Annotated in this window: 8 protein-coding genes and 1 CRISPR repeat array; of the genes, 7 read left to right on the forward strand and 1 reads right to left on the reverse strand. The window is 44.1% G+C overall.

Translation table 11 applies throughout. The features are described from left to right. Positions 1-453: 453 nt before the first annotated feature. The 3 genes from QUA83_RS06255 (at position 454) to QUA83_RS06265 (ending at position 3,534) form a co-directional block, all read left to right on the forward strand. Positions 454-1,155, forward strand: a complete 702-nt coding sequence (locus tag QUA83_RS06255; protein ID WP_333292140.1) for a thermonuclease family protein — start codon at positions 454-456, stop codon at positions 1,153-1,155. 375 nt (positions 1,156-1,530) lie between these two features. Continuing rightward, entirely contained in the window at positions 1,531-2,934 is a 1,404-nt protein-coding gene (locus tag QUA83_RS06260) for a hypothetical protein (RefSeq protein ID WP_333292141.1), read from the forward strand. Between the two features lie 384 nt (positions 2,935-3,318). Beyond that, entirely contained in the window at positions 3,319-3,534 is a 216-nt protein-coding gene (locus QUA83_RS06265) for a hypothetical protein (RefSeq protein WP_333292142.1), read from the forward strand. Positions 3,535-4,672: 1,138 nt separating this feature from the next. Then, positions 4,673-5,812: direct repeats of the CRISPR family, unit length 37 nt; unit sequence GTTTCCATTCAATTAGTTTCCCCAGCGAGTGGGGAGT. Positions 5,813-6,244: 432 nt separating this feature from the next. Here QUA83_RS06265 and QUA83_RS06270 read toward each other — a convergent pair. Further along, the gene (locus QUA83_RS06270) at positions 6,245-7,426 is read right to left on the reverse strand and encodes a WYL domain-containing protein (protein ID WP_333292143.1); all 1,182 of its coding nucleotides are present in this window, start codon (positions 7,424-7,426) and stop codon (positions 6,245-6,247) included. A gap of 183 nt (positions 7,427-7,609) precedes the next feature. Here QUA83_RS06270 and cas10 point away from each other — a divergent pair, with 183 nt between their 5' ends. The 4 genes from cas10 to QUA83_RS06290 are packed head-to-tail and all read left to right on the forward strand — an operon-like array spanning position 7,610 to position 13,121. Further along, positions 7,610-10,606: a type III-B CRISPR-associated protein Cas10/Cmr2 gene (cas10, locus tag QUA83_RS06275; RefSeq protein WP_333292144.1), complete on the forward strand. Its 2,997-nt coding sequence runs from the start codon at positions 7,610-7,612 to the stop codon at positions 10,604-10,606. Positions 10,607-10,617: 11 nt separating this feature from the next. Continuing rightward, complete coding sequence (locus QUA83_RS06280; RefSeq protein ID WP_333292145.1) at positions 10,618-11,784, forward strand: type III-B CRISPR module-associated Cmr3 family protein; 1,167 nt, start codon at positions 10,618-10,620, stop codon at positions 11,782-11,784. Further along, entirely contained in the window at positions 11,777-12,616 is an 840-nt protein-coding gene (gene cmr4 / locus QUA83_RS06285) for a type III-B CRISPR module RAMP protein Cmr4 (protein WP_333292146.1), read from the forward strand. Before QUA83_RS06280 ends, cmr4 begins: the two co-directional genes overlap by 8 nt. A gap of 10 nt (positions 12,617-12,626) precedes the next feature. Next, complete coding sequence (locus QUA83_RS06290; protein WP_333292147.1) at positions 12,627-13,121, forward strand: hypothetical protein; 495 nt, start codon at positions 12,627-12,629, stop codon at positions 13,119-13,121. Positions 13,122-13,123 lie beyond the last annotated feature (2 nt).

Genomic DNA, 13,123 nt, shown 5'->3' on the forward strand with positions numbered 1-13,123 from the left:
GACCTATCTTTTTTTACCACAAGTTGGTCAACACCTCACTCTATCTCGGTTGCGGCGGAGTTGTCACCCCGCCAGCATAATTAGAGATCCGAAGCTCATGAGTCCTCATGAGAACTCATGAGGACTCATGAGGACTCATGGAAACTCATGGAAATTCATGAGAACTCATGAAAACTCATGAAAACTCATAGCCGATCGTCCCTGATTAATCCCCGGTAGTCGGTAGGGAATCGCGCTTATTTTTACTTTTCAGTCCAATTGCCCGCAACTCCCCAGCAAATCTGGGACTGGGTTCGATCGAGATTATTCTCAATCCAAAATCTAAAATCTAAAATCTAAAATCTAAAATCTAAAATCCGTGACTTTGCGTGCAAAGCGGTTGATCGAAGTCCGAAGCACCGCAGCAAATACAGCAATTAATCACCTAGCAAACACTAACGGACTCTAACATTAATGTTTATCGTTCCGATCGTCCCAGCAATTACGGCTCAAGTTTCTCAATCGCCAAATCAAGTTATTAATGCCCAAGTGGTTAGCGTTGGAGACGGCGACACGCTCACGATCCGCAACGCTAACGGGCAAAACATAACTGTGCGGTTGGCTTGCATTGACACGCCTGAAAGGAACCAACAAGGAGGAAAAGAGGCAGGCGATCGTCTTAGTGCGCTTCTTCCGAGAGGTACATCAGTAAAAGTTCTACCAGTGGACAAAGACCAGTACGGGCGCACGGTTGGAGTCGTGTTCAGTGATAGAAATATTAATCTGCAATTGCTGCAAGAAGGGCAAGCGTGGGTCTACGAGGAGTACATCAGCAACTGTCGCACCAGCGCTCAACAATTGCGGCAAGCTCAGAGTTCGGCTCAGCAGCAACGGCTTGGACTATGGAGCCAGAATAGTCCTTGTCCTCCGTGGGATTATAGAAAAAATCAGTGTGTAGTAAAGCCCGCTGCTGGCACACAAAAACCTGCACCAAGTCCACAAAGACCTGTACCAGCTCAACAAACTAATTGCGACCCAAGTTACCCCGACGTGTGCATCCCGTCCGCACCACCTGATTTAAATTGTGGCGACATTCCTCATCGTCGCTTTCGTGTACTACAGCCAGATCCTCACAAATTTGATCGCGACAAAGATGGTATAGGTTGCGAAAGGTAAAGGAAACCTGCCATTTTGAGTACAGTGAGGATAGGCGGGGAAGCTGTTATATTCTGATGAAGCTGTAGCTAGTTTTAAGCCCAGGGTCAGGATATGAACCTATCCGGCTAGAGCCTTCGGGTGTGGCGTGTTAGGTATTTAGGGCTTGCTGGATAAGTGCAGAAAGGTTACACGACCTGGTTATGTGATCGGACACCCAAAAAAAGTGGGCAAGATAAACAGGTAAGGCGTTGCTGATTCTGGCGTATGAATAAACTTTTCACTTGATGTTACAAAACTCGCTCTACTTGGCTTATAGCCATTCCGAAAACTTGAATTCATACTTGTATTCAGCAACGCCTCATTTTCAGGTGTGCTCGCGCGAAGGAGGAGTTTATGGACATTCAAAACCTATCGTTCAGACGGAACCTCAAATTTCTGGGTGGTTCGGCTGTTGGGTTGGTGGGACTGCTGGCAGTCTGGATTGTGGGTGGCAACTATATGGCCTCTGTGCATGAAAAAGAAATCGAGCAGGATTTAGCAGCATTTGCCCAACGCTTTCCCAAAACTGAGACGAATGATGTGGCGTTAAAGCTGGCGCCGTCCCTCCTAGCTAAAGTGGGGCCCTATGCAACCTGGGAAAGTTTCTCTCAGGAATTAAATCAGTACCTAGACGCTGAGATTGCTAAACCAAACGATACCATAAATCCACCCCCAGAGAAATTACAGCGCTATCTTGCCTCCAAGCAAACGGCTTTAGCAAAACTTCGCCAGCAAGTTTTAATAAATAATGAAGTGCCGCACTGGAAAACAGATATTAGTTGGATTCTGGAAGGAGATCTGACGGCTCCCCTACCCAGTTATTTATGGCAGGCTAATTTCCAAAAAGTTTTAGCCCTAGACATTCTAGAAAAATACCGTAAAGGACAGACGGAAGCAGCAGCAGAAATGCTGGAAGTATCCTGGAAAATCAACCAGCCTTTAACAGAAAACCCCCTCCTACTCCCTCAACTTGTGGCTTTGATTGTGGCTAAATATCCAGTAGGGGTTATGCGGAAAGCAGATCGCCTTCCCGCCCAGTGGCAGCAGCGCTTGCTGGAACACGATTACCGCGAATCGATATTGACATCCTTACAGGGAGAATATTTGTCTAAGTTTAAATTTTCGCAAGACTTCGCTTGGAAATACTCGTGGTCTTCAATATTAGAAGCATCAGGCGCTTCTAGTGGAATACTTCCACTATTTCAGACGCAACCGAACTATCCCCCAACTTTAGAAGACAAAATTTTAGACTGGACTTTATCTCATGTCCTGGTGTGGTTCAAGCCGGTGATCAAACCTTATGTTCGCTTTTGTGCGATCGATACTTATCACGCTTATAAACGATCGCTTGCAGCATCTCGCCAGCACAATTTTTGCGCTGGCGATTCAGCTACGGCAAAGGACTTCGCGTGGTGGAATTATATAGGTAGGACATCTACAAATTTTCCTAGTCAAACCAGTAAAGCAGCCAAATCTATGCTGGATTTGGAACTGACTCAGAAAATTCTGCAAGTCAAAGCACTAGCAGCCAAAACCGGAAAATGGCCGGCATCGGTTCCCGATATGAAGTCGTCTATTTGTCCGGGGGCAAAATGGCTGTATCGCGTTTCTCCAGATGGTACGATGTCGATCTCGTTTAGCGAGAAACCAAAATGGTTGGAGGAGAGATTAAAAAGCCGCAAAGGGCTACCATTTACCTATAGCGACAAGACACCGCCACAGCTCAAAAACCGAGCCTCTACCCGACGAAAGCGATGAGCGCACATCCAACGACTGTTTGCGATCGTTAGTGCTGATTACCAGTGGCTAAGGAGCGGGAAAAAAGTGTCTCAGAACGCCAGATTTCCACGTACATGGGCGTTACTTAACCAGGGTATGAAAAAAATAAGTTGAAAATCCCGAAGCTTTGTCGATACTGGTTTCTCTGACTTGCATATTGAGCCAGTCATACCCTAAATCAGCAACGCCCTTTAACTTTCGCTTCAAATCAATTTTACAGTTTCACGCTTGCATCGCCCACCGTCTTGGGCTATACCTGTGCTGACATAACGCATCTCAAGAGCTAATCTCAAAGTTAGTTCTTTACCGCAATTGCTCATGGGTAGCCAATCTACAGCCAAAACTATCTTTCTGGTCGCCTCTATGGTGGGCTGGCTTATCGTTGGTGCATCTTTGATGTATCTTTTTCCGGTCGTCGCAGATTGGTTAATATCCTCCGATCGCACCCATCTATGGATGCAGACCCTCAGCCGTAGCGCTTACAATCCTATGCTGGCTTGGGTAGGAGGAGGCATCACTCTGGTTATTACCGTGTCGGGGTATATCGTCTGGCATCAGAGGTTTGAAGGCAAGATTTAGAGCGATGATCACAGATCGATTTTGGAGCGATCGAGTTCTGAGTTCAAAGAAGTGGGAGGCTTTTGCGGTGAGGCGTAAAAAAAGCCTCCCAAGACGACACATCCGGGGGTTAGCTTTTCTTATTCTACTATCACTTTTTTAGGTTCAGTCTCTCGTAAAAGAGATTATTACTACTCCTAAAAGAACCAGGAGAAATAATGCAAAACCTATAATACCTATAACAAATTGATTATTAGCTATAAAAGAATTAGATAGTAATATATCTCGAATTATTTGTCTCATATTTATAAATTCTCTTCCAACATCTGACTATAAGCTTCCCGATTATTAGTTGTCTCTATTAAATGAACTCCAGCATTATTAATACTTTCATCTACAATTAATCGTTTCTTCCTTCTATTCTTGCTAGTTGAGTAAACACATCTATTTGTTTCCATCCAATAGTTTCCCCAGCGAGTGGGGAGTATTTAGCGTTAACTTCCGTAGCTGCGATCGGTTGTTTCTATTTAACCAGGTTTAAAAGATTTAGGTTTGCAGAATTCTGAGATTGTCAAAACAGCGGACGATTGGGTTTTGGTGACTCCATAATAAGCGATCGTGTCTGCCCCAATTCTCGTAGGGGAGAGTTTCACCAACAATATAATAAACCTGCCACCCAACGACTGAAAATAGTTAGATTTTGCCCCAAGTATGGGGCTTTTTTTGTGCTTGTTAATTTTTCACAATTCGGATTAATTGCAGAAATTTGAGTTGTAAAAGTTTGTCTTTGAAGTTTTCCAGAGGTTGAAAACTTAGAGCTTTTGGCACTACAGAAGGCTCTGATTTTTGATTTCTGTTTGCGGTGTCGTGTGAAGTCGAAGCCTCCTTCGATTCCGCATTAATAGAAGACTTCGACACACTTTGTCTTAGCTATGTATTTCTAGCAAGTGACAAGTTAACTTGCTAGACAGTGCCGTAACCCTTCGGCTGGGGGATAGGACGATGCCTTAAAGACGTTTACTCTATGCGGTAGAGGCGTCTCCTAAAAGGCATCCCCCCAAATTTAGACTATTAGAAATCTAGTCTTTTGTCAACAGCTATTTATGGTTGCCCTTAAACTGTCGCATTAATAGAAGACTTCCACGAATTTTGTTTTAGCGTTTCCATTCAATTAGTTTCCCCAACGAGTGGGGACTTGGACAAAAACCTTACCAGATACTCGCGGAAATACCAAGGTTGTTTCCATTCAATTAGTTTCCCCAGCGAGTGGGGACCTGACATACCGCACCAATGCTATGAAGTGCCCCCCCAAGGGTAAGAAGTTTCCATTCAATTAGTTTCCCCAGCGAGTGGGGACTGAAAAATATGCAAGATTTTTGGTCTGTTCAAGCTCGTTTCCATTCAATTAGTTTCCCCAGCGAGTGGGGAGTCAAGACAACGTTGGCAAGAAGACCAGAATTAAGTGTTTCCATTCAATTAATTTCCCCAGCGAGTGGGGAGGTAAAAAAACTTCAATATCTAGTGGAAATAAATAGTTTCCATTCAATTAGTTTCCCCAGCGAGTGGGGAGCAACATATAGTAGTTATGCAGGTTGCCCAACTTGTTGTTTCCATTCAATTAGTTTCCCCAGCGAGTGGGGAGATGGTGTTAACTGGTCAGAATTGGCATGAACCTAATCGTTTCCATTCAATTAGTTTCCCCAGCGAGTGGGGAGTCAAGCCATAAACTTTCTTGAGATAGCTAATCCAGAAAGTTTCCATTCAATTAGTTTCCCCAGCGAGTGGGGAGTTCAGACCACAAGCCCTCCGGAAAAGGAAGAAACCACAACCTGTTTCCATTCAATTAGTTTCCCCAGCGAGTGGGGAGTCGTCAGCTCATTCCCTTTTAATCATCCTTCCCAATAAATAGTTTCCATTCAATTAGTTTCCCCAGCGAGTGGGGAGTTAACTCTTTGGTGGTTATTGCATCTGATGAAGAGTTTCCATTCAATTAGTTTCCCCAGCGAGTGGGGAGCCAAAAGTAAAAGCTATGGAAACAACATACTCAGTTGGAGTTTCCATTCAATTAGTTTCCCCAGCGAGTGGGGAGGTACAACAACGTTCACTGTAACAGTGAACGGTTTCCATTCAATTAGTTTCCCCAGCGAGTGGGGAGGCAGCGGAAGGTGCAACTAACATAGGCCCCATTAGGTTTCCATTCAATTAGTTTCCCCAGCGAGTGGGGAGGATATGAAAGGAGTTTAACACCTGAACAAAGAACGGGTTTCCATTCAATTAGTTTCCCCAGCGAGTGGGGAGAGTTCGTCGCACAGACCATACCCAGAGCGGAATTCAGCCGTCAAATCGACGCACCGCTAAAATATAGCACAGGTAAACGAGCAAAAGCATCAAACTATAAGCCTCAAACCCAATCCCTGCAAAGCATCGACGCACCTCAACCAAATCATAAGGGTTACACCGACCAAGCGAGGTGCGTCGATATTGGCTAGATTAGCCTCCCAAAGTCAATAGTGTTGTCCCGTCCAAGACTTGAACCCCTATAATCATCAGGATATTAACTAATTCTCATATAGCGCTGGAAGATAAATGTGTTGTTACTAAACCTACTGCGTTATCAGTTTTGCTGACTTCACCGATAAATTGTCTGCCAACGGACGCTGTACTTTGACGTGAGAGTCTTACCTACACGGGATTAGAGCATTATTAGCAAGGATTTGTTGTTTAAGTCACGTTAGCTGTATCGATCGGCTAAATCTCTCGCTGCTTGTCGGTGTTTTTCTACCAAACTTGGCGGGGAAAGCACTTGAGCGCTATCCATATATCTGTTCACCCAAAGACTAAATTCGTTCAAGGAGCGATCGGGCAAATCGATCTGATAATCCACATAAAGCAGATTGCCAAAACTATTCCTTGGGCCTTCCTTAATCTTTTTTTGTCGGGGATGCCGCCGATCGCCCTCTAAAATAAATCCAACCACTTTCTCAAAAAACCGCACCTTCACTTTTTCCAACTTCAGCGTACCCTGCAATTCAGCCTGTTGTTGCTCTGGCTTGCCCAAAAACAGTCCCCAACCATTTTTTAACAATTTGTGAGCTATTTTCAGACTTTGTTGCTGTGGGGCTAAACCACGCGCTTCTACATCGAGAATTTTGCAGTGGTCGGTAAAGCGATTCACCCGTTCTACGGTCAAGTGTCCGTTTTCGTAATTTTCGCAAATCAAGTACCAGGCGATGTCGTGATAGATCAGTTGCAGGGGCCAGATTCGCCGGAAACCGACATTGCCTTTACCATAATAATCGCTTTGGCGGTAAAGTTCGATCGCCTGACCCCGAACGATGGCTGTTTCTACGATGTCTAGTTTGTGAAATAGGGTTTTTCGATATTCTTGGCGATCAAGCATTTCTACAGGGTCAGTGTAAATAATCGCACGATTTAGTTGTTCGCGAACGGGATAGAACAATTTACCTTTGAGCTCGATATCTAGTCCGCGCAACCGTTTAGTGAGTTTTTCACAAATTTGGCGGGCTTGGGGATTTCCTTGATATTTGGCTTGAGATGCTATTGCTTGAAATGCGAATAGTAGTTCGTCTCGATTCATTGCGCCAGTGCCGAGATAATATCCGAAGCGATACATTCGTTTGTCAAGGATTCCGTAGTGGCGCAAAGTTTCTAAATCTTTGCGAATCGTAGGAGTTGCAGGATAGTTCTCTGGAAAATCGATGCTGGTGGACTCGGCAGCAACTTTCTGTAATTGAGATTGAACTTCTAGCAAAGCATCGTGATATTTAGTGTCGGATGCTTCGGTGTCAGAGTGTCCGATGCCCGGATGGTTTACCAATGTGGCGATGAGGAGCATGATGCGATCGAACGTTAGTTTGTCGGCATAGGGGTGAGGGGTTGGTTTTTTTGCCATGATGGGGGTAAGGTCGGTAAAAGTCAAGGAAAAGACAATATTGACACAAAAATATAGAAAAACCTCAAAGGCATTATTTACAAAGCTGTAGGTTTTCCAAGAAATTTGATAAATATTGTAAATTTTGAGACGCTAAGCTGGCTCGACTGATATATTGAGTGGAATCGTTAGCGGAAGGCAGTAATGTCAGAATTCTGGAGAGCTAAGATTTGGGGACTGCTGCACGACCCCGTGCTAAAAGCGTTACATTTCAATACAGGTCAGGACTTGAACAGCTTTTGGAAAGACTTTGCTGTCATGCAGGAATGGCGAGAGAATGACTGGAATCCTGAAAAATCTACTGAAATAGCTTTAAAACACATTCACTTAGCCGATTATATTACTTCGGCGAGCGATCGGGCCGCGATCAGCAGTCTCTCAGAAAGCATTAGTTACGCTCCCGAAAACAGCTCAGATAAAGGTTTAGAACTTTTTCACCTTTTATCAAGCGAGTCCCTTGGCTTTAAGTTATCCCAGCACGAAAACCTGATTCAAGCCTCCCATCGAGCAAATTATTTAAGCGAAATCGAACAAGCATTATTTCAGCAACAAATTACTGACCCTAATGACAAGCAACAGAAGCCGATCGTAGAAATCTCCCACCCGCAAAAAGTTTTTTGGTGGCTGTGGCGCTGTTTGCCTGTAGAAGTTTGCCACCAATTTGGTAACGATGAATCTTTGCTGTTAATGCCAGCAGAAACTCGCATTCCCGATGCTTCCATCTGGAGTCACGGGAGTTTAACAGCCACATTAGCAGGTGCTTTAGCTGGATATGACTTAACAAGCGACCAAATTAAAACATGGCCTGATAATAAAAATGCCTCACGACCTTACATAGCCATTTTTAGTTTTACTCCCATCCAAGAATTGATTAAAGCCAGCCGTAAGATGCGTGATTTTTGGGCTGGTTCTTGGATTTTGCATTACCTATCTGCTAAGATTTGCTGGAAATTAGCTCAGCTTTACGGGCCAGATAGTTTGGTTTATCCCTCTTTGTTTCAACAGCCTTTTATTGACCATTGGCTCTTAAAACAATGGCCAGATTTTGAGAAGTGGATAAAAAAACTGGGTTCGCAACAAATATTAACGGCTGGCTTTCCGAATGTTTTGGTATTAGTTTTGCCCCAAGATCGAGTCAAGGAGGCTATGCAAGAAGCCAAGCAAGTTTTATTGCAAGAATGGCACAATTTAGGTCATTTAGTTTTTGAGGAACTAAACGCTAACAGAGAGTGGATGCCTGACTTGCAGGAAAACAGCAAAACTTGGAAAGATTGGCTCGGTGCTCAGTGGCAAACTTACTGGAGTGCTGTTCCCCTTGGCGACCTTGAAAAAGACCTCACAAGCAGCGAGATTTTTCAAGATAATCAACCAGAAAATGAAGAGTGGAGAAATGCTCAAAATCGGCTGTGCAATTTAGTAGATAAAGGAGATAAAAAACGCCGACTCTTTTTGACCGAAGAGTTAAACTTTTTGCAAGCAGCGGCTCAATGGCGGCAGGGAAAGCAAAACACGTATTCTTTTAGCGCAAATGTCGGTTCTTGGTGGCCGTATTTATTTGACCAAACGAGATTTGCTCTCAGTTCCATTAAAAGCGCTAGAACCTGGAAAATACCGACAGCTTTTGGCGATCGATCGACTATTTCCGGTTTAGGCCCCGCCGTACATCCCGATAATTTCGGAGGCCACAACGACTGGGTAACTGAAGGGCAAACAAAAGCTTTATGGCAGCGTCGAGTCGGCTTCTTTGACGGTAATGAAAAATTAAATTCTGCCGAAACCGTCAAACGTTGCTTGCATAAAATTTTACCTCAGCTTTTCGAGATGAGTGAGGAGGAAATTGCAGCATCTTACCCGGATTTAACTGCTGGTGTTGCTGGATATCTCAAAGTTCATCCTGAAGGAAAGCAGCATTTTGAAACGGCTTGTAGCGCCATTCTCGGAAAATTCGATTGGGCAAAAAAAGTCATCAGAGAAATGCGCGGAAAATGGGGCATTCCTTGGGCAGATACTTCTCCTCAAAAGTATCACCCCCGTTTGCTAAATGCTGGGTGGTTAATTGAAGATGCAGAAGCTGAAAATCGGGAGCAGTTGCGGACTGATGTGGGAAAATTAATTGACAGTTATTACCCCAGCAATAATCCTGCTGATTGGTATGTCATTGCTGCGGGAGATGGAGACGGTATGAGCGACTGGCTCAAAGGTAAGAATTTGGGTAATTACCGTGATTTTATCCCGCAAGAATTGCATAAAAAAACCAATAAACCTGTTGATGAGCAAAATTTAGCAGAGTTGGAAAGGGAAATGCGCGAAACATTCCAAACATTCCTCGAACAGCCAAAACGAATGGGCCCATCTACTCACATTGCTTTGAGTCGCGCTTTATTGGACTTTTCTAATCAATTAGTCCCGTATCTCACTGAACAGCGCTACGCGGGACGTTTGATTTACGGTGGTGGTGATGATATTTTAGCCTATACAAATCTTTGGGAATGGGATAAGTGGCTGTGGGATATTCGCCAGTGTTTCCGAGGGGATAAAGACGAGCAAAAGGGAGAATTCGATAACGAAGGAGATTACTGGCGCTGGAAAGGTGGTCAATTACCTAAAAATTTATCCAGTCGCCCTTTATTTACGATGGGAAAAAAGGCGACGATTAGCTTTGGCATTGTCATCGCTCATCATTCAGTACCTTTGGCGATCGCACTTGAAAATATCTGGGAAGCTGAGGCGGAAGCTAAAGAACACATCTCGCCCGATCTCCGTAAAAAAGATGCTGTGCAAGTCCGGGTTTTGTACAGTAACGGTAACATTTTAAAAGCTACCTGTAAATTCGAGGTGTTTCGTCAGTGGCAATTGTTGACGGCTCTCCCCGATTTAGATAGCGCAATTTTTGAACAAGCAGCGACTGTTTGGAGCCAACATCCTGCACCAAAAGAAGGGGCGATCGCACCTTGGAGCCAAGCCTTTTGTTCGCAACGAGAACAACTGGTTAATGACAGCGATCGACTGTTTCAGCAACAATTAACTAAATTTCTTCAAGCTTTGTGGCAAACAACCGAAAAAGACAAGTTAACTCAAGAAGAAATTTATAACTGGTTGAAGGTAGCAGCTTTTGTCATCCGCAAACGTCAAATAAACTGAGGTAATGTTGAATGTATTGGTACACTTTGACACCGTTAGATATCTTGTTGTTTCGAGATGCGAAACCATTTACACCGGGAGAAAGAGCTTGGGCGGGAAGCGTGTTTCCCCCGAACGGACACGCCATTGCAGGTGCTTTAAGTGCTTTTTTGAATCGAAAAACAGGCGAAAAATTAGAACTTAAGGGGCCATTTTTCTGTTATAATTATCAAAACCTTTACTTTCCTCGACCTTTAGGTTTTGACAAAAAAACGGCGCTGGTTCCTTTAGCTTGGGTGAATCATCCGTTAAAGAATCAAGTGATGTACGATCGCACATTACCTTCTCCTTTAACCAGGCCGAGCGGTGTTCCTCCCGATGATGATGATGATGAGGTAGAATCCCAGGCGGATCGTCCCAGTAGCGCTCCAAAAAAATATCGCCAGTTTCTACCTTTTGACGTGGTAAAGACGTATCTGGACAAGAGCATAATTTCACCTGAATCTTGGCAAGCTGACGATTTGATTCCAGGAGAGGACAAACCTTGGATCGTTGAAACTCGATCGCACAATGCCTTGGAGTCGGGGACAAGGCAAGTCAGGTCAGAAGATGGCTATTTTGTCGAGAATGCAATTAGGATGAAGGCTCGTTGGAGTTTGGCGATCGCCCTGAATCGAAAAATCGAAAATCCCGTCACTTTCCGACTTGGCGGCGAAGGACACCGAGTGATTTTAGAGCCACAACCTCACCTTGGTTTGCAATGGGACGAACTGCAAGAAATTTCACAAAATAACTATGAAACAGGTGGCAAAAGTCTCGCCTATTTAGTCACACCCGGAGCCTTTGAACGCAAGCATAGTAGCAGCCAAGTATTGTGCAGAGCGTGGCCTTGGGAGTGGGATTTAGCAGAACCTGAAAATCCGCAAGCAAGGCGAGGGGAATTAGTCAGTGTGGCGACTGATAAAGCAGTTCCGATTAGCTGTAGGTTTCGCGATGAGGGAAATAACAGCATTCCTGCACCGCAGGTTTTTACTGCACCTCCGGGGAGTGTTTATTACTTGAATAAACCGCAGCTACTGTTTCAGGATCATCCACCACCCACAAAGAATGGGGAACCCAATCCCATTAAAGTCTGGCGAGAGCTAGGCTACTCAGAATTACTTTGGATTAATTACGAAGGAGACAAAAACCATGATTAACTACGTTTATTTATATTTAGTTTCACCGCTGCATACAGGTGGCACTACTCAAGAGGGTAATTTATTAGGGATTGCCCGCGAATCTCATACTACTCTGCCCTATATTCCCTCTAGTACAATTCGAGGTAGGATTCGGGCAAGTGTGAACGATCGCGTCCAGCGCATCCAGTTGTTTGGCCCGGAATTAGATGATATTAAGAATTTTGCAAAAGACTACCAAGCAGCAACTGGAAAAGAACTCAAACAACTCGAACAAGGGGATATTTGGGTTGGCGACGGGTCAATTCTCTGGCTACCAGTTCCATCTCTCAGTCACGGTATCGTCTGGATTAGTTGTCCAATGCTACTGGAACGCTGGAAAAGGTTTTGCTCGATCGAGGATGCTAAAGTTCCTGTGGAGTACAGCAGCAATATATCTAACAAAGGTCGCGTCTATCTCAAGGATGCTATTCTCCAAAATTTATCAGATTGGCAAGAATGGCAATCTTTTGTCCCGCAAACAGCCGAAACCACCAGCATCAAACAATTACTTGTGCTGCCGAATCAACACTGTACTACCTTGATTCAGATGAGTTTGTGGCGACAAGTAAAAATTAAATTAGATGACCATAAATCGGTACAAGGTGGATTTAGGTATGAAGAAGCTATCCCCCCAGATACTTTAATGTATTTTCCTTGGGGGGTAACATCTCAAGCAAATGGAACGGCACAGGCATCTCAGACTAAATTTGAAGATTTACTGTCAAACAATCAAATTCTGCAAATTGGGGGACAGGAAAGTCTGGGACGCGGTTTCGTACAGCAGTGGTTAGGCAACAACGCATCTAATTAAGGAGGAATCCATGACATTTGATCCTAGAACGATCACCACACCTGTTTATGAGGCTTTGTCGCAGTTGCGCGCCCCTTATGACCAGGCATGGAATCAAACACAGTTGCCTTCGGAGAAGAAGATTTACTACGACCACATGAAAGAGCAAAAAAATCAAGCGGTAGAATTGTATACCTATCTTTCTACTTGGGGAATGATGCGCTTGAGAGCTGAGGAAATGGCTTTAGATAAATCAAAGTCTGGAGAGTCACCACCAAATTTGAAGAAAAAGGCAGAAACCAGCCAAGAAGGAAAACGAGAAGTGATTCAAGCTTATTTTAAATGCTTAGAAACACTGGCACAATCTGAAGCCACTGAAAATCTTGGGGGCAAGCAGGGCTTAGAAGTGCTAAAAAATTTATGCACTGATGAATATCTCGGTGTAACGGGTTTGGGATTAGCTCTCGCACAAGAATTTAGTTTTTGGGCAACTGCTGTCTATCACGATATTTCTGGAGAAGATTAAAT

The organism is Microcoleus sp. K1-B1, from assembly GCF_036704705.1.
Classification (GTDB): Bacteria; Cyanobacteriota; Cyanobacteriia; order Cyanobacteriales; family Microcoleaceae; genus Microcoleus.